A 17303-nucleotide genomic window follows, 5' to 3' on the forward strand; every position below is an offset into this window, starting at 1 on the left:
CAGAAATTTCTCTCCTAAAATAGCGCAGCAAAAATTTCGATTTTCAGCGGAAAAACGCAGGATTTGGACCACAAATAACAAGTACGATTATTTATTTTAAATTTCCACATTAAATTAACCCCGGGTTAATTGCCGCAATATAAATTAACATAAAAAAGGGTGTTTTCACGGATTGTTGAGCGTATAGTTAATTATTACCTTGCATTAATTTAGCCACGGCCCTATCATGACCATTCCGATCCAACTCGATAAATCCATATTGGACTACTTTAGTGTAGGTAGCTTTTGGCAAAATATTTTATTTTATGCCACTATATTTTGCCTTTTATATATTAACATTTTTTTAACCCGTCGAAAGAAAAGTTATAAGCTGCAGCCAGTTGGGGACTTACCTGACGAAAAAGATGAGTCTGCGCTGCCGTTGGCAGATAGCACCGGGCTCAAAACATACGCCGCTTTAAATAATGAAATAGCGACACTAAGAAACGAGCTTTCGGCACTTGGCGAAGAACTGGAGCTTTCGTACATGAAATCGGAAAGACTTAATGGCCAGTTATCGGAAATATTGGATAGTGTTGAATTAACAATGCCCTACGATCATACCCTTTGGGATTGGTCGCTGGATTTCAGCAGCAAAGAGATTACGCTTTCCGAATATGGGCTAAAGATCTTCGGGTTTCCCGAAAGCACAAAGCCAATTTTAAATGAGGCTATCGATATTATTGATCCCCGGCAACGTTCGGTGCTTATGGATGCGGTTGAAAACTCATTTAAAACCGGCGTCGATTTTTCAATAACCTGCCTTGTTCATCCATTAAACGGCAGCCGGCCAAAAGAAATAAAGGCAGCAGGCAGGGTTTATTATAACGAGTATGGAGCACCGGTAAAACTATCCGGGAAATTTTCAATTACCCATACCAAGCCACTAATGAAGAGGTGATTGTGCTTTACAGGTTCCGTTTCCAGGCGGATCTGCAAGTGTTCAATTTTTAAAAGTGTGAACACTCGCCATCTTTCCATAAAAAAATATCGCTGATTGTCAGATACTTGCGTTTTCGCTAAAATGCTTTAAAAGCCGACTTGAACAAACCGCCTTTGATAATCAATTGGTTATGAATTTTCATTTTTAAACGTTGAACACCTGGTTTTTAAAAATTGAACACTGACAAGATCGTGTCAGTTTATTTGGAGGGGATGGCCCGATGGCGAAAGAAAAAACAAGGGTGAAGTATTAGAAATTCACACCCTAATTTTACTTATTAATCAAATTGCACCAATCTTAAACATGTAGGATTTCCTACAAAAGCTGATTTCTATTTATCAGATGGATCCGAACTAAATTTATAACTTAGAAATCCATTGACTCTCAAATGAAAATTATATTAATTTCTGTAATAATAGTGGTCATAGCATTTATTTTAAAGGCTTGTATCAATACAACAGGTCAGCTTGCAAAAAACGCCACGCGTCCATCAAATGATAAGAAGCCTACCATTGCAAAAGAGAATGATAAACTAATTATTGTTAGCAATGTGCATCAGGAAGACGTTAAACGTGCATTAACGTCGTTTTGCAATATCTACAATAAAGACAGGTTCATAGCATTGCCAAGAGTTGCCACTTTGTCTTCAAATTCTTTTGCTATAACATTTCCTTATGATACAGACTTCATTACCTTCTGTTTTGCGATTAATTTTCTTAAATATCCTATTGATATCAAATGGCAATCAAAGGTGACAGCATGGGTTACAACGAAAGAAACTGACGACTGGATAACAGACAAAAGCAAAAACAAAAAGGTCATGCTCTTTCTCGCAGATGACGACAATGAATATGACAATGTTTTGATGACTACTGAAGATAACATTGGATATAAACTTGGCTTTGCTGTAGGTGAAGAAAAGCAACTGCTTTCAATGCCCAGAGAGCCATATAAAGCTCCCTCTATACAAATTAAAAATCTCGAAAGCCTACCGTTCGAAGACATCGAATAAAGAAAAGATAAAAGTTGGATAAGGAATTGTCAGAGAAAGCTATGCTTATTAAACCATTAAGAGTGTTAACAATTATTTATCAACCACACATCATTTAGTAGACACAAACAGGTCAAAAAATACTAACAAGAGATAAAAACAGCTTATAACGCTTAAAGAAAGCATTTGCATTTTGAAATATACTAACAACAATTATATTTGCAGCCCGGCCATACATTTATTTCGGGATGTAGCGTAGCCCGGTATCGCGCCAGCATGGGGTGCTGGAGGTCGTGGGTTCGAATCCCGCCATCCCGACATGAAAACAAAGATTAAAGAGCATATTTGAGAGGTGATTTTACCGATTGGATATGCTCTTTTTGTGTTTTAAAACATGAGGAATACAGAGGCTTTTCTCTCCGCTCATTGTTGTGCTCTATGCTGCCATATATTATGAATTTAATTGCCACATACCTAACAGCGAATATCGCAAAAGGTTACTTAAACAGACCTGAAAACAGGGAACTCAAACCCTCAAGGCCCCTCTAAATCCTCTTGCAGCATAGTATGACTCCGCCCCGTTGTGGTAAATAAATATGGTACCATAACGGTAATCGGCAAAAATGGCGCCGCCGAGCTTCCTGATATCGGCCGGTGTTTTGATCCAGCTTGAGGTTTTGGTATCAAACTTTCCAAGCTTTTGCAATTCGCGGTATTGGTCTTCATCTAAAAGTTCAATGCCCATATCCTTCGCCATTTCAACAGCGCTGTTTCCGGGCTTGTGTTCTTTTCTGGCTTCCAGCGCTTCATGATCGTAGCAAACACTTCTGCGGCCTTTGGGGCTTTCTGCAGCACAGTCGAAAAAAATATATTCGTCCGTATTTTTATCGTAAGCAACAACATCGGGTTCTCCGCCGGTTAATTCCATTTCATTAAGTGATTTTAGCTTTTCGGTATTGGCTTCCAGTTTGCCTTGTACCCGAGCCCATTCTATACCCGTGTGGCGGTTCATGTTTTTCTCAAAACGGGTTTTTAGTATGCCGATAAGTTCTTTCTGTTGTTCTGGTGATAGCTTCATATTTATTGCAGGTTATGGTTTATTGGTTTTCAGGTAATTCTTCAATTCCCCTTTTGAGAGGGGGCGCGTAGGACAGCGCGGTGGCTGGGGTGTGTTTATGCGATTGCCTTTTCAAAGCCCCCCCCCTACACCCCTCTAAAGAGGGGAATCGCACAGGCCTCCGCTTTTTATTCTTCAAAACGGGCTGTACTACAAATCATTCAATCCTTTACCATTAAGGATTTGCGGCATCCATTTTTCAACTCTTGCCTCGCGGGTCGAGGCTTGTTTGGGTTGGGAAAAATGAAGGAGATATGCTTTTTGCCGTCCGGGTGTTAATGCTTCAAATGCGGTTTTAAGGGCGGGTATGGTATTTAATTTTTGTTGAAACTCCTGAGCGACGGCAAAATCTTCCGTCTGCTTTAAATTTACTTTTAGTCCTGCCTTTTCCACCTCAATGGCTTCATAAATATAGGCTTTCAGGATACTTCTTTGTCCGGCTATTTCCCCGGCATTGGTAAACCTGATTTGCCGCGCAGCTTGTACGTTTTTGGTTTGCTGAATAAGGATGTTATGGGTATCACTTAATAAAGCTCCCTTGAAAAATAAAAGCGCGCAATATTCTTTAAATACATGGATCAAAACGATGTTGCTTTCCCGAAAGGTATAACAGGGACAGCCCCATTTTAATTCTTCGGTCAATCCGCAATCAAGAACAACCGATCTCAATTGCTCTACTTCTTCCTGCCACTTCCCGGCTTTATTAAAATAAAAATCAACTTTGGGGTTCATGTTGCTTATAATTGGTTATCCGAAGTTACTCTTCTTTCGGCAGGTCTGAAATACCATGATATGATTGTCAGTACCAGCAACAGCAATGCCGGAAATATTTCAGTCACCGCATTACCCGAGGCTATATGCGAAATTATTGCGCCCGACATGGCGAAGAAAAAGCCTGCGTAAGCCCATTCCTTTACTACCGGAAATTTAGGGGCAAGCACCGCTATAACGCCCAAAACTTTCCAAACACCCAATATCGTCAAAAAATAGTCCGGATAGCCCAAATGGGCCACGCTGTCCGCCCCTCCTGCCCCGGCCTTCGCTTTTAATAGCTGCACCATTCCTGTTGATATCATTCCTAAAGCAAGCCATATGGTGGCTATCCAATAAATAATTTTATTCCGTTTCATGATGCTGTATTAATCATTTTACTTAATACATCCTGTAACCTGTTGTGTGCCATGTTTATGCCATAGGCAAAAGGCAGCTTAAGCATCTGGTCCCTCAATTCGGGCGTTCGGTAAACCACATGCATATTGAGTTTGCTGGTATCGCCGGTAAGTTTTTCAAACTCCAGGAACTCGAGTTGCACATCAAACGGCGCGTTGTCCATTTCAAACGTACGGGTGATTTTTTGCCCGGGGATAAACTCATGAATTGTTCCATTGGCTTTGAAAACAACGTTACCATGCGGATCTTTTGTTTCAAATTGCCAACTGCCGTGCTTTTTATTTTCAAGCTTCAGCACTTTTGTTCCCATCCATTGCTCAACAATTTCGGGCTCCATATAGGCTTTAAAAAGCAGTTCCACCGGTAAGTCAAATACTCTTGTAATGGTTAAATCCTGTTTGCCGTTTTCAGCATCTATTTTTGTTTTTTGTTCCATGTTATTTGCCTTTATAATTTTTCATAATAGTTTCTAATTTGTTGAACCTGTCTTCCCACATCGCGCGGAACGGTTCAATGAAGTCGGCCACATCTTTCATTTTTTCTGCATTGATATGATAATAGATCTCCCTGCCGTTTTGCTCCTGTTTAAGCAGCTCGCACTCGGTAAGTATTTGAAGGTGTTTGGAAACGGTGGGCCTGGCGGTATCAAAGTTTGACGCAATTACACCAGCGGTCATTGCTTGTGTGGCAACCAGTAAAAGGATGGCCCTTCGGGTTGGGTCGGCTATGGCTTGAAATACATCTCGTCTTAAATTCATCGTGTAGCTATTTGACTACAAATATAAATGTAGCCATTTAACTACGCAAGTTTTTTGTTTATTTTTTTACGGAAATCTTTTTCGGATGGCGCTGAACATCAAGCCGGAATATCTGTCAAAAAAACATTAATTTATTTTCTGAACGTAATAAAACGGGCCGATTGCTTATTTTGTAATACATTCTTAACACGCCTTCGCTTAAAAAAGTGTAATTTTAGACCTTCTTAGCAAGGTTATACTACTGGTAACAGTAAACTATAATAATTTAATGGGTATGAATGCCATTCACAATAAAGATATTGGGACCAAACAAAAAGCGCTGGCCATTAATCTTAACCCCGAAATTTATGGCTCATTTGCCGAAATAGGTGCCGGACAGGACGTAGCAGCAAACTTTTTTAAAGCCGGGGCATCATCCGGTACCATAGCCAAAACCATGTCGGCCTATGACATGCTTTTTTCAGATGCCATTTATGGGGTACAGCAAACCCGCCGTTATGTAAGCGAACCGCGCCTGATGGCCATGCTTGGTCATGAATATGGCCTGATCATTGAGCGCCTTGGTACGCAGCGTGGTGACACTTCAACTTTTTTTGCTTTCGCGGATACCATATCGGCCCTCAATTACAACAAAACAAATGAAGGCCACGGTTGGATGGGCGTACGCTTTCAACTGGAGCCGAACGGGCAGTACAATGATGTGGTGATCCACGTTAAGCTGCTGGATAACGATAATAACCTGCAACAGCAGGCTGTGGGGATATTGGGTGTAAACCTGATGTATGCCTGCTTTTATTATAATGAGATTCCACCGGTATTCCTGCTTTCGCTGATGGATAATCTCTCGCGCGACAGGATCCAGATAGACATGATCCGCTTTGAAGGACCAAACTTTACCAAAGTTGATAACCGGCTCATGAGCCTTCATCTGGTAAAATACGGCTTTTCGGATGCGGCGCTATTTGGGCCCGACGGTAAAAACCTGCAACCATCCGAAGTTTTATACAAAAAGCACATCGTAATGGTGCGCGGCCGTTTCCGTCCGGTTATCAACGTGCATATGGATATGTTGAACACCGGTGTTAAGCAGTTTTTGCAGGAATCGGATGTTGATAAGGAAAATGTTGTTGTCGTTACCGAGCTTACCCTCCAGGCCCTTAAAGAACGTAACGCCGATATCAATGCCGATATAGACGAGAAGGACTTTCTCGACCGTGTAGATATCCTCGGCTCGCTGGGCCAAACGGTGATGATCTCTAATTTTCACGAGTATTATAAATTGGTGGCTTATCTTTCAAAGATCACCAAACTTAAAATGGGCGTGGTGCTTGGTTTCCCTAACCTGGAGTACATTTTCTCGGAAGAACATTATAAAGATTTGCCGGGTGGCATTTTGGAGTCGTTCGCTACCTTGTTTAGCCGTAAGGTAAAATTGTTTATATACCCTACCCTGCGCGATGGCGTGATCTGGAATTGCCTGCGTTTTTACCTTCCGCCACACCTGATTGATCTGTACCGCTACCTGATAGCCAACAATAAGATAGAAGACATCAGGCATTATAACGAAAATAACCTTAACGTTGAAACCGACAATGTGCTTGAGCTGATAAAACTGGGCGCCGATGGCTGGGAAGAGTTTGTGCCACCCGAGGTGGCTACGATAATCAAAGAGCGTCGCCTGTTTGGATATGCCTCCGGTTTGGAACCGGTAAAAACACTTGAAGCCCCTCCACAAGATGGTGATCGGACTGAAATTGATATAGCTTAAAAGCTAAAAGCAGAAGGCGAAAAGCCAAGAGCCGGGAGCTTGCTCTATATAAAAAGGGCTGGTGAATTATTTCACAGCCCCTTTTTTCACTTTACTCATGTATTCTGAATTACTACGGCAAAACAGAAGGTCTTTGTTCAAGTATGTACCTGATTCTTTCGCCCTGTCCAATTGTATCGGCTTTTGAAGAAAGGTCTTTACCGTTTAATTGCTCATAATTTACCACAACACTATTTCCCGACGAAGCGGTTTTAATCACTTCAACCGATTCAACATCCGAAGGGATCTTCGCGCCAAACCAATGATCGTCATCCTGTTGCTTCCAGGTTACTAATGTAAATACTTCATTAGCGCCAACTGTTTTGTTTCCGTCAATTGCCGATTTCAAAGCCAGGTCATTCCCGTAAAGTGTTGAGGCTGTACCTTTGGTCTTATTAACAAATGAGGTAATTACCTTGAGCCCATCCAGGTTATATTTCGGAGATGATGGCAGCGCGGCTTTGGTGTTGTATAATTCAACCGGTTTGTTATCGGAGCAGGCCGCAAACATTAAGCTGCATACAGCAAATAAACTATATAATGCTTTCATGGGTTTAGTGTTTAATTGGTTGGGTAAATACAAAATCCTCGGCAGCCATCGGCTTGTGGCAATTCATACATTCTGTGGTAAACATGACATTTGAACCGCCGTACGGCACCATCTTCGGGGTCTTAAACCTCGCCCAGCCCCAACCATAGGTAGATGCATATTTTTTATCGTCTTTTATCATGTACTCCACTTGTTTAAACTCGCCGGTATGGGTGGTCCCGTCCTTGTCCTGTAGTTGTGCCCAGGCCACTTTGGCAAATATGGCGCCGTTTGGCCATGGGTGGATCTTGTTTTCTTTGATCGCTTTAACGGCAATAACATTACCGAAGATTACGCGCAGGGTGTTATTATCAAAACGCTCGGTAGTACTGATGGGCTGCCAGTTTTTATAATCGGGGATGTAAGAGATGCCGTTGGCCGCTGTCGGCAATTTGCTTACTGCTGTTTTGTTTTTTTGCCAATGCTGATATTGCCTGTCGGCGGCATTGATAACCGTCGTATCGGCAGGCTTGCTGTGCACCATTGAAGCAAGATAATTCTTCAAAACAGCAAGATCGGCTGCGGATACTTTTGCGCCGGTATGAACAGCGGTATAACCCGGCAAAGGCATTGCTCCGGCTATTATCTGATTTACCGACTCCCAGAGTTTGCCTTTCTGATCGGCCGGCGCGAGCTTATTCCATTCGGAAAAATTAAGGTCGGCCCTGCCCTGTTTGATATGGGATGCCACCCCCCAGTAAATGGGAACTATTTTATCGTACCAGCGTAAATTGGTGTTGTTTGAATGGCAATCATAACAGGCACGTTGAATAATAGCCTTAACATCTGCCGGGGCTTCCAGGTCGCCCGTTACCGGCGGATTAGGAACATCCGGGCGCACAAACTGGATGCACAAAAAGCCTGCAAATAAAATCAGGATGATAAGGAACGCTTTTCGTTGATACAAGGGTTTTCTGTTGGTTTTCATAGCCATTCGGTTTGCAATGCAAAGAAAACTACAATCCTTTATAATAAATGTAACAATTAGTTGGGCGGGTGCAAATAATCGTTAAATAAGGAAAAAAGGAAGTTGAGACTACAAATAGCGTTGCTTTTGCGCTCATCCCCTTTGATATAAACAAGGACGTTTTTAATATTTGGTAAAATAGTAGTTTTGCAGCCATGAAGCTGTACATAAAAAACATGGTTTGCAGCCGCTGCAAAATAATGGTGAAAACCGAGCTGGAAAAAGCCGGGCTGCAGCCTGTTTCTGTTGAGCTTGGTGAGGTAGAGATTAAAGAAGCCCTCACCCCAATTCAACTTAAACGATTGGAAACATCGTTAAACACCCTTGGGTTTGAACTCATCGACGATCAAAAGAGCCGTATTATTGAACAGATCAAAACCCTCATCATTGAGCATGTGCACTACGCCGAAACACAATCGCCCTTAAAGCTTTCGGCGCTGCTTACTTCAAAACTTAATTATGATTATGGGTACCTGAGCAACCTGTTTTCGGCTGTTGAAGGCACAACCATCGAAAAATACTACATAGCCCAGCGTATTGAAAAAGTGAAGGAACTCCTGGTTTATAATGAACTTAGTCTTTCCGAAATCGCGTTTCAATTAAGCTATAGCAGCGTTGCCTACCTATCCAGCCAGTTTAAACAGATAACCGGGATGACACCATCTGCCTTTAAAGCCCTTCAGGGTAGTAAACGCACAAACCTGGAAGACATATAAAGCACGAATTTTTCGAATTGAAACGAATTACACGAATTTATTCCGCAATGGTTCGTGTAATCCGATCAAATTGTGGCCTGCTTTGCTGAGTGATTTAAATCCGGAGCCTCTGAAGGTTAGATGACAAAGAGCACCTGTCAGTCTGAGCCTGTCGAAGACTCGTGCGCAGAGGCCTGCCCGCCATACTTCGACGGGCTCAGTATGACACCCATTTTTTTACGTTGTCATGGGTAGCACTCGCGCTAACCTGTAAATCTTATAAATCATAACCATAATACCGTAATACCTTCCCTGCCGGCTCATGGTAATTTTGTATCAGCAAATACAAATTATCATGACACATACATATAATATCACGGGCATGACCTGCACCGGTTGCCTGGCTAAAGTGCAGGGCCTGTTACAGCAAGTTCCCAACATCGAAAAAGTTGAGATCTCTTTAGCCGAAGGTACTGCCGACATCACGATGAAAAAGCACCTGCCGACTGCCGACCTTAAACAGGCACTCGCCGCTTATCCTAAATACCAGCTTAGCGAAGCAGAGGTAAATCATCACCACTTGAGTACGACAGATGCTGCTGAAAACCGCACCTGGCTGCAAACCTACAAGCCGATCCTGCTCATTTTTGGTTATATTTTAGCAGCAGCAATAATTGCCGGAAGCCATACAGGCGGATTTAACATCACTACGGTCATGCGCGTTTTCATGAGCGGCTTTTTCCTGGTATTCTCCTTTTTTAAACTGTTGGATATCGCGGGCTTTGCCGATAGCTATGCCATGTATGATGTGGTGGCCAAACGCTGGGGCGGATGGGGCTACGTGTATGTTTTTGTTGAACTGGGTTTAGGCCTTGCCTTTGCACTTAATATTGCGCCGGTAACGGTTAACGCTGTTATGGTTGCGGTGATGAGCATAAGCCTGATTGGTGTGCTGCAAAGTGTTTTCAGCAAAAGACAGATCCGTTGTGCATGCCTTGGCGCGGTGTTTAATTTGCCCATGAGCACAGTAACCATTATTGAAGATGGACTGATGATTGTAATGGGTTTAGTGATGTTGGGAATGATGTAAGGCAGCCAGCAAATGTCATTTCAAGAGAGCGGAAGAGGGTTTCCTCTTCCTGTTCGTTGAAATGACATTTTTTTCGTACTTTAATCTAATGCAAAACACTGCACAATTCCTTCTACAAGATTGGTTTAATATTACTGGTCGCGGATTAGTTATCGCCGGACAGATTATTCGGCGAACAATTGCAGCCGGTGATTTCGTTTGCTTAAATGACGAGGTCGTCAAAATAAAAAGCGTAGAAATTGGCGACCAAAGTTCCGGCCAATTTTTTATTGGTTTGACCCTGGAAATAGAAAACCAAACCCCAATATTATCCTTACTCAAAAAATTAAAGGGAGAAAATTTCTTGATATTAACAGCGACAGCCGTCCATTAACCCGCTTACATCCTAAACCGCAAAGCAACCGAGCGTCCCAAAGCTTGCGCAAATTCGGGGTCAATTACCGGGCCTTCGCCTTTTTGTACCCATACACGGCGGGCGTCTTTTTGAAGGATTATTTTCTCACCATTTAACAGGATCTCAAGTTCGCTGGTGGTTGGGGTAATTGGCGAGGTATTAATTTGATACACGTGGTCGGTATCGTTAAAAGTTATTCTTAGTGGCAATCCCATCTTTATCTTCTCTACGGTAAACATACGTATCCCATGTTACAAAAGCAACAACAGGCGGCGGGCAATAACAAATTTCTACATTAACAGGTTAATTTACAGATCATTATTTTGCACATTTAATCAGGCCGCCAGCTGTAACTGAACCTTATGGATCAGGCTGTTCATGCCAAAAGGCTTGTGCAAAACATCATCCGGCGCCCCTTTTTGCGGTTCCTGTGCTTCGGTTTCTTCGTTTTCTGAACAAACAATTACACGAAGATTTTTAGTGGCCCGGTTCAATTTAATGAGCCGGCATAGCTCACGGCCGTCCATGCTTTTATTAACAATATCCAGGATCACCAGGTCGGGGTGGCATGCTTTTATAGTCCTGAAAATTTCATGGACATGGGTTGACGAGGCTACTTCGTAACCTTTGCCGAGCAAGATGTAGGTCATCACCTCTATCATCAGCTCGTTATCATCAATTATCAAAATTCGTTTTGCCATACACCCAGCCCTGCTTTCTATATCAATATTATGCAAACCGCATGCCACTGATTAACTTACAGTTAACTACTTGCCGTCCAGTCCGGGGGCCATTCCTGATCGAGCCCTCTTTTGTAATGATATTTTGACAATTATAGCCTTAATGTTTAAACACAATTGATCTGTTTTATTACATTTGGCCTATAGGAATAGATTTAGCGAGCGAAAATGGACAATATCAATATCAAAAAACTGGCAAAGGAACTCAATATCTCCACATCAACCATCTCGAGGGCCTTTAATGGAAACACTGATATTAATAAAGATACCAAAGAGCGGATTTTAGCCTACGCCAAACAACATAACTATTTGCCCAACCATTATGCCAGTAACCTCCGCGATAAAAAGACCAAAACCCTGGCTGTTATTGTTCCCGAAATAGCTAACGACTTTTTTTCGCAGGCTATCAATGGCATTGAAGAGGTTGCCCGTAAAAAAGGGTTCTACATTTTACTTTACCGCACCGACGACGTTTTTGAAAAGGAAGTATCGTTTGTAAATTACCTTAACAATGGTAAAGCCGATGGCATTATCATGTCGGTATCCGGCGAGGCAAGCGACCACAACTATCTGCGCCAGCTGGAAAAAAAGCATGTGCCTGTCGTTTTTTTCGACCGCGTTTATGAGGATATTGAGGCCGCCAAAGTAACTACTAACGACTATGACGCCAGCTTTGCCGCAACCGAACACCTTATTAAAACCGGGTGCAAAAAGGTTGCTTACCTGGTGGTTAACAAAAGTATTTCGATAGGTAAAGTGCGGATGCAGGGTTATATGGATGCGCTGGCTAAGCACAAGATCGTGTTTGATGATACCCTTGTTATTGATTGCAGCAACGATGAAAAGGAAAATTATAAGATTTTGAAAAAGGCCTTACAGATAATCAAGCCTGATGGTATTTTCAGTTCGGTTGAACGTTTGGCCTTTGCCACCTACTACGTTTGTAATGACCTTGGCATTTCGATACCTAACGATCTGAAAGTGATTAGCTTTTCAAGCCTCAGGGTAGCCCCGCTCCTTTCTCCTCCTCTTTCAACCATAACGCAACCCGCTTACGAAATGGGCGTAAAGGCAGCAACTTTACTGTTCGATGTGCTGGAAAACAACGGCTCCGCTCCTAAAAAGCAACATGTATTGAAATCAAAGCTGTTTATCAGGAAGTCGTCGTCGGGTTCATAGATCATGGTTCATAGTTCATAGATCATGGTTCATAGATCATAGTTAATGGCTAATGGAAAGAAGATTCGATTGGATTCATAGGTCATCATTGCTATGCATTCATGTCGATCACTAATTTACTCCACCCTTTATTTCCCGCGTTTTTTATCTCTTTTTTACGCTGCTCCATTACCTTTTTTATGCGCGAGCTGTAAGCCCAGCAGGTGCTTTGGCGGATAGAAAGAATTTCGGAAAGTTTATGTGACGAGATCTTACCCTTGGTTGAATACATCAGGAAAATCATATAAAAAGCTTTATTGATGGGGATCCGGGTATTTTGCAGTATGGTGTAAGCTATCACCGACTCTTCATAACCACATTTTGAACACCGGCGACTGTAAGGCAGGTGCCCGCTGCCATAATGTGTATTGCTGCATTTGCGGCAGGCATAACCGTGCTCCCATTTCAGGTCGGACAGGAATTTAAAACAGGTTTCCCTGTCGGGATAAATACGGCTAAACTCTTCAAAGTCAACTTCGGTGAGCATTACCCTATCGTGGGTTACTTTTTCAATATCATTATGCAGGATAATGTTGTCTTTTTCAAGGAGCACATTCATACGCGAGATCTCTTCGGCCTGTTGTTGCAGCAGCTCATTAACTGATTTAAGCTCCTCGTTTTGTTCCGCTATCATTGATGACTTTTCAACCAGCTCTCGGGTGCGCTCCTGCACCTGGGCTTCAAGGCTGCGGTTCAGGGTATCTTTCAGCTCTTCGTTTTGTTTCATCTGGGCTATAATATCCTGCTGGGCAACATCCTTTTCCTTTTTAAGGATCCGCACTTTATCCCCTATAGCAAAAGAGATGAACAGCATCTCCATAATAAAACAAATACTAAGACTGTAGTAATCAAACTCGGTAACAGGCAGCCACCAGATATTTAGTGCTATACAGCTTTTAATAACAAAGCCGGTAAGTAAAAACGTATACCCGATAACAAAGAACCGCGCCGGTTTGTATCCTTTTATCAACACATAACAGCCCGCATAAAAAGAAATGCACAGCGGCAAAAACTCGATGATCTTGTAGTTAAACCAGGCCATATTAATAGTAATGCAGGCCAGGAAATAAATGCACCTGAAAATGATCACCCACTTGATCACTTTATTTAAACGCGGGGCATTAACTTTTAAATTGAGCAGGCTTTGAGCAAAAAGGATGGCAAAAATACTGGCCGAGAACAGGGCGATACCATACGCGTAATTGTTCCAGCCGGGATAGTTTGGCCAGATGTACTGGTAAGCTATGCCATCGGCACACATTTCATAAAGGCCGATGCTGAGATTATAAATGATGTAATACAGGTATTGCACCTGGCGCATGGCTATGAACATCATGAAATTGTACAAGCCAAAAACCAGGATCATACCGTAAAAAACACCAAAGAAAAAATATTCGTCGAGCGCGTAACCAATAAAGCGGCTTACCGTACGCAATACCATGATCACATTAACCGAATGCCCCGAACGGATACGGATATAATAAACGTCATCTGGGCCCTGGTTGCTGTTGATATTAAAGCTAAAGTTTTTGTGTTTGTAAAAGCGCGCGGCAAAAGGACGACTGCTGCCAAGCGAGGTTGCCCGGTAAGCATTTTTAACGGGCGAATAAACGGTAATACTGTCGATAGTTTGATCAAAAAACTCCAGGATCCAGTTGTTGCTGGTGGCATTGGCCTTGCCAATTTTTATGCGGTACCAATAAGCCGAATTGTTGTGATGGGTAACGGGGGTTGGTTCATAGTTAACTGCGAATTTGCCTGCTAAGTAAGCGTCGCGAATATCATCGAGGCTGAGTTTTCCGGTTGTATCCTCAAAATATACTATCTGTTTATATTCAAAAATATGCTGGTTAACTTTGTCATTTATTTGAACCGTGGTTTGAGCTATGCCTGTTGAAAAGCATAAGCAAAACATTATAATACCGATAAAAAATCTCAGTAAAAGTTTAAACATAGGCTTGGGAAATGGATGTATTCCGCACCTGTAATGGTGGTTTCACTACAGGCGCGAAAGAAATGGTTGTTTGGTTAGCGTCAGGCCGGATACAATTATAATATTTTTATTTTTCTATTCCTATTAAAAGTACATTATACAGTTATTTAAAATGTTAATTTTTAGCTATTTGTTGTTAATATCCGGGCATTACCATCCATAAATAGTCACAGGCCCGTTTACTAAAGCTCCCGAAGCGGCTTTTCCATCTATTTTATATTAAAGGACTACGGCTAAAAAACAACAATAGCATTTTTTATCAGGAGTATTTTTAAAGTCCGGACGCGCGGCGTTTGACAATTTTATCCCTGTTAAAATTTGATTTATCAGATAACTTAACATGACTAATATATGAACCGCTATTGGTTATAACAAGCGTATATTTGTAGTGTTAGGGCATCAAAATATCGCTTCTTAAAAATCACGATGTGCTTCATTACCAAAACGAAAACTGTTGCCTGAAAGCTAAAAACTATAAAACCGATGCAAAGCGAACATTACAATACCGGGCTAAAAAAAAGCATATTCTTTTTATTGGCCCTGCTATTTACAGCAAGCTTAACCGTAAACGCCCAAAATATCCGGGTGGCGGCTGCTGCTAACCTGCAGCCGGTAATGGAGGTTTTACAAAAAGATTTTAAGCAAAAAACAGGAATTACCATTGATGTCATTATAGGCTCATCGGGTAAGCTGGTGGCTCAGATCAGCAACGGAGCGCCGTTTGATGTATTTTTATCGGCAGATATGACCTTTCCCGAAACGCTGTTTAAAAATGGTTTGGCAAAAGAAAAACCGGTAGTGTATGCCTCAGGCAGCCTGATCATTTGCAGTACGCAAAATATTGGTTTTGAAAACTGGGAACGCCTGCTGCTTTCGGCAAGGATAAAAAAAATCGCCATAGCAAATCCGGCTATAGCGCCTTATGGTAAAGCCGCCGAGCAATCGCTCAGGGATAAGGGGATTTTGGATGATGCCAAATCGAAGGCCGTTTATGGAGAAAGCATATCGCAGGTAAATACTTACATTACCACAGGCGTGGCCGATATCGGCTTCACTACCCAATCGCTGGTAAAGGAACTGGGAAATAAAACACCGCTGTTTTATATGGTCGTCGATCCCAAAACTTACGATCCCATACTGCAGGGTATCGTGATCCTGAAACACGGAGCGACTAATCCTGCGGCCGAAAAATTTTATAGGTACATTTTAAGCCCGGCGGCTAAAAGTATTTTTAAAGCGTATGGTTATAGGGTGCAATAATTTGTATTTTTATCGATGGACCTATCGCCCATATGGCTCACATTAAAATTAGCAGGCATCAGCACCTTGTTATTGCTGCTTATCGGGCTGCCATTTGCCTGGTGGCTTTCAAGAGGGCGGTCTTTTATCAAGATCGTTGCCGAAGCTATTATTACCATGCCTTTGGTGTTGCCGCCATCGGTACTGGGCTTTTATCTGCTGCTGGCTTTCAGCCCGCAGCATGGTTTAGGGAAATGGCTGCATGATACTTTTGATGTACAACTGGTTTTTTCTTTTCCGGGGTTGGTCCTGGCTTCGGTAATTTATAGTATGCCTTTTATGGTGGGACCTGTAAAATCTGCTCTGCAGCAATTGCCGGTTTCATTAGCCGAAGCGTCATACACATTGGGAAAAACCGAATGGCAAACTTTCAGATACGTTCTACTGCCCAATATTAAGCCGTCATTATTAACAGCCGCGGTTTTAACTTTTGCCCATACGCTGGGAGAGTTTGGCGTTGTGCTGATGATAGGCGGCAATATCCCCGGAGTTACAAGGCTGGCATCCATCGCGGTGTACGATTCGGTAGAGAAGATGGACTATGCCTCGGCCAATAATTATTCGTTGATTTTATTCTCCATTACGTTTATTTTGGTGATAGCTGTTTTTATATTCAATAAATATCAGGCGAAAGGCCCTTTAGCATGATCAGCGTAGATATTGAAATAAAACTGAAAGCCTATCATGGCGGGCAATTGCTGAAGATAAAACGGCAGTTTGTTTCCGGGAGCGTTACCAAAATTTGGGGGCCTTCGGGAGCCGGAAAAACCACATTGCTTAAAATGATAGCCGGTCTGTCATCGCCCCGAAAAGGGAAGATCATAGCGGACGGAATTACCTGGTTTGATGATGACCAACCGATCAACTTATCGCCGCAAAAAAGGCATATCGGCTTCGTATTTCAAAACTACGCCCTGTTCCCAAACATGACGGTGCAGCAACACCTGGAGTATGCCAGCAATGATACCGGCTGGATAAAGCGCCTGCTGCAATTGGGACAACTGGATAACTTTACCACTCACAAGCCCGATCACTTATCCGGCGGGCAACAACAGCGGCTGGCGATTTTGAGGGCATTGGCTACCAAACCAAAGCTGCTTTTAATGGATGAACCGTTTTCGGCACTGGATAGTAAAATGAAAACTACACTGATTGCTGAACTTAAGCTTTTACTTAAGCAATTAGGGGTTACTACTATTGTAGTAAGTCATAATTTGCAGGAGTTGGAAATGTTTGAAGGGGAAGTGATGGATTTTGATGATGAGGTTTAAATCTCTTATAAATATTTTTCGACTTGCGCTCGTTTTTAACCTACCGTGTACCCATATCTTTTAATTATTATTATGAATTAAAAGAAGATGTCATTTCGACGAACCTGTTGGGGAATGTGCGGATGTGGTAAGGAGAAATCTTATACGCCATGCAGGCCGCTATGCATGGCGTATAAGATTTCTCTTTCGCTTCTATGCTTAGGCCTGCCCAGCTCTATCGAA

General features: G+C 42.3%; 20 protein-coding genes and 1 tRNA gene. 11 read left to right on the top strand and 10 right to left on the bottom strand.

Annotation, left to right across the window (positions count from 1 at the left end):
* The first annotated feature begins 226 nt into the window (after positions 1-226).
* The 3 genes from MusilaSJ_RS15300 (at position 227) to MusilaSJ_RS15310 (ending at position 2291) form a co-directional block, all read left to right on the top strand.
* Positions 227-940: a hypothetical protein gene (locus MusilaSJ_RS15300; protein WP_274985814.1), complete on the top strand. Its 714-nt coding sequence runs from the start codon at positions 227-229 to the stop codon at positions 938-940.
* Between the two features lie 430 nt (positions 941-1370).
* Complete coding sequence (locus MusilaSJ_RS15305) at positions 1371-1994, top strand: hypothetical protein (protein ID WP_274985815.1); 624 nt, start codon at positions 1371-1373, stop codon at positions 1992-1994.
* A 223-nt stretch (positions 1995-2217) separates the two neighbouring features.
* Positions 2218-2291: transfer RNA gene (locus MusilaSJ_RS15310), tRNA-Pro, on the top strand.
* Positions 2292-2499: 208 nt separating this feature from the next.
* On the opposite strand, the gene MusilaSJ_RS15315 is transcribed toward MusilaSJ_RS15310, so the two are convergent.
* From MusilaSJ_RS15315 to MusilaSJ_RS15335, 5 genes are all read right to left on the bottom strand, one after another.
* Positions 2500-3051: a DUF4256 domain-containing protein gene (locus MusilaSJ_RS15315; protein WP_274985816.1), complete on the bottom strand. Its 552-nt coding sequence runs from the start codon at positions 3049-3051 to the stop codon at positions 2500-2502.
* 189 nt (positions 3052-3240) lie between these two features.
* Positions 3241-3822 (bottom strand): YdeI/OmpD-associated family protein, encoded by a 582-nt coding sequence (locus MusilaSJ_RS15320; RefSeq protein WP_274985817.1) that lies wholly within the window; start codon positions 3820-3822, stop codon positions 3241-3243.
* Between the two features lie 5 nt (positions 3823-3827).
* A complete protein-coding gene (locus MusilaSJ_RS15325) occupies positions 3828-4220 on the bottom strand; it encodes a DoxX family protein (protein ID WP_274985818.1) in 393 nt (130 codons plus the stop codon).
* Positions 4217-4696, bottom strand: coding sequence for an SRPBCC family protein (locus MusilaSJ_RS15330; protein ID WP_274985819.1), 480 nt, complete (start codon positions 4694-4696; stop codon positions 4217-4219). The genes MusilaSJ_RS15325 and MusilaSJ_RS15330 overlap by 4 nt, the downstream gene beginning before the upstream one ends.
* A gap of 1 nt (position 4697) precedes the next feature.
* Positions 4698-5018, bottom strand: coding sequence for an ArsR/SmtB family transcription factor (locus tag MusilaSJ_RS15335; protein WP_090532792.1), 321 nt, complete (start codon positions 5016-5018; stop codon positions 4698-4700).
* Between the two features lie 274 nt (positions 5019-5292).
* Here MusilaSJ_RS15335 and MusilaSJ_RS15340 point away from each other — a divergent pair, with 274 nt between their 5' ends.
* Entirely contained in the window at positions 5293-6786 is a 1494-nt protein-coding gene (locus MusilaSJ_RS15340; RefSeq protein ID WP_274985820.1) for a TonB-dependent receptor, read from the top strand.
* 112 nt (positions 6787-6898) lie between these two features.
* Here MusilaSJ_RS15340 and MusilaSJ_RS15345 read toward each other — a convergent pair whose 3' ends face one another.
* Positions 6899-7375 carry a hypothetical protein gene (locus tag MusilaSJ_RS15345; protein WP_274985821.1) on the bottom strand — a complete coding sequence of 159 codons (477 nt, stop codon included), beginning with the start codon at positions 7373-7375 and terminating at the stop codon, positions 6899-6901.
* A gap of 4 nt (positions 7376-7379) precedes the next feature.
* Entirely contained in the window at positions 7380-8342 is a 963-nt protein-coding gene (locus MusilaSJ_RS15350) for a heme-binding domain-containing protein (RefSeq protein WP_274985822.1), read from the bottom strand.
* Positions 8343-8536: 194 nt separating this feature from the next.
* Between MusilaSJ_RS15350 and MusilaSJ_RS15355 the strand changes: the two genes are divergently transcribed.
* From MusilaSJ_RS15355 to MusilaSJ_RS15365, 3 genes are all read left to right on the top strand, one after another.
* The gene (locus MusilaSJ_RS15355) at positions 8537-9097 is read left to right on the top strand and encodes a helix-turn-helix domain-containing protein (RefSeq protein WP_274985823.1); all 561 of its coding nucleotides are present in this window, start codon (positions 8537-8539) and stop codon (positions 9095-9097) included.
* A 334-nt stretch (positions 9098-9431) separates the two neighbouring features.
* Complete coding sequence (locus MusilaSJ_RS15360; RefSeq protein ID WP_274985824.1) at positions 9432-10166, top strand: heavy metal translocating P-type ATPase; 735 nt, start codon at positions 9432-9434, stop codon at positions 10164-10166.
* A gap of 88 nt (positions 10167-10254) precedes the next feature.
* The gene (locus tag MusilaSJ_RS15365; protein ID WP_274985825.1) at positions 10255-10539 is read left to right on the top strand and encodes a hypothetical protein; all 285 of its coding nucleotides are present in this window, start codon (positions 10255-10257) and stop codon (positions 10537-10539) included.
* 5 nt (positions 10540-10544) lie between these two features.
* On the opposite strand, the gene MusilaSJ_RS15370 is transcribed toward MusilaSJ_RS15365, so the two are convergent.
* Together MusilaSJ_RS15370 and MusilaSJ_RS15375 are read right to left on the bottom strand one after the other, a co-directional pair.
* Positions 10545-10799 carry a hypothetical protein gene (locus tag MusilaSJ_RS15370; RefSeq protein ID WP_223266306.1) on the bottom strand — a complete coding sequence of 85 codons (255 nt, stop codon included), beginning with the start codon at positions 10797-10799 and terminating at the stop codon, positions 10545-10547.
* 96 nt (positions 10800-10895) lie between these two features.
* The gene (locus MusilaSJ_RS15375) at positions 10896-11261 is read right to left on the bottom strand and encodes a response regulator (RefSeq protein WP_274985826.1); all 366 of its coding nucleotides are present in this window, start codon (positions 11259-11261) and stop codon (positions 10896-10898) included.
* Positions 11262-11468: 207 nt separating this feature from the next.
* Between MusilaSJ_RS15375 and MusilaSJ_RS15380 the strand changes: the two genes are divergently transcribed.
* The gene (locus tag MusilaSJ_RS15380; protein WP_274985827.1) at positions 11469-12479 is read left to right on the top strand and encodes a LacI family DNA-binding transcriptional regulator; all 1011 of its coding nucleotides are present in this window, start codon (positions 11469-11471) and stop codon (positions 12477-12479) included.
* A 91-nt stretch (positions 12480-12570) separates the two neighbouring features.
* Here MusilaSJ_RS15380 and MusilaSJ_RS15385 read toward each other — a convergent pair whose 3' ends face one another.
* A complete protein-coding gene (locus MusilaSJ_RS15385; RefSeq protein ID WP_274985828.1) occupies positions 12571-14433 on the bottom strand; it encodes a 7TM diverse intracellular signaling domain-containing protein in 1863 nt (620 codons plus the stop codon).
* A 561-nt stretch (positions 14434-14994) separates the two neighbouring features.
* On the opposite strand from MusilaSJ_RS15385, the gene modA reads away from it, so the two are divergent.
* The 3 genes from modA to MusilaSJ_RS15400 are packed head-to-tail and all read left to right on the top strand — an operon-like array spanning position 14995 to position 17081.
* Positions 14995-15771, top strand: coding sequence for a molybdate ABC transporter substrate-binding protein (modA, locus tag MusilaSJ_RS15390; protein WP_274985829.1), 777 nt, complete (start codon positions 14995-14997; stop codon positions 15769-15771).
* Positions 15772-15786: 15 nt separating this feature from the next.
* Positions 15787-16458 carry a molybdate ABC transporter permease subunit gene (modB, locus tag MusilaSJ_RS15395; protein WP_274985830.1) on the top strand — a complete coding sequence of 224 codons (672 nt, stop codon included), beginning with the start codon at positions 15787-15789 and terminating at the stop codon, positions 16456-16458.
* A complete protein-coding gene (locus MusilaSJ_RS15400; RefSeq protein ID WP_274985831.1) occupies positions 16455-17081 on the top strand; it encodes an ATP-binding cassette domain-containing protein in 627 nt (208 codons plus the stop codon). The genes modB and MusilaSJ_RS15400 overlap by 4 nt, the downstream gene beginning before the upstream one ends.
* Positions 17082-17303 lie beyond the last annotated feature (222 nt).

This window comes from Mucilaginibacter sp. SJ (assembly GCF_028993635.1).
In the GTDB taxonomy this organism is placed as follows: domain Bacteria; phylum Bacteroidota; class Bacteroidia; order Sphingobacteriales; family Sphingobacteriaceae; genus Mucilaginibacter.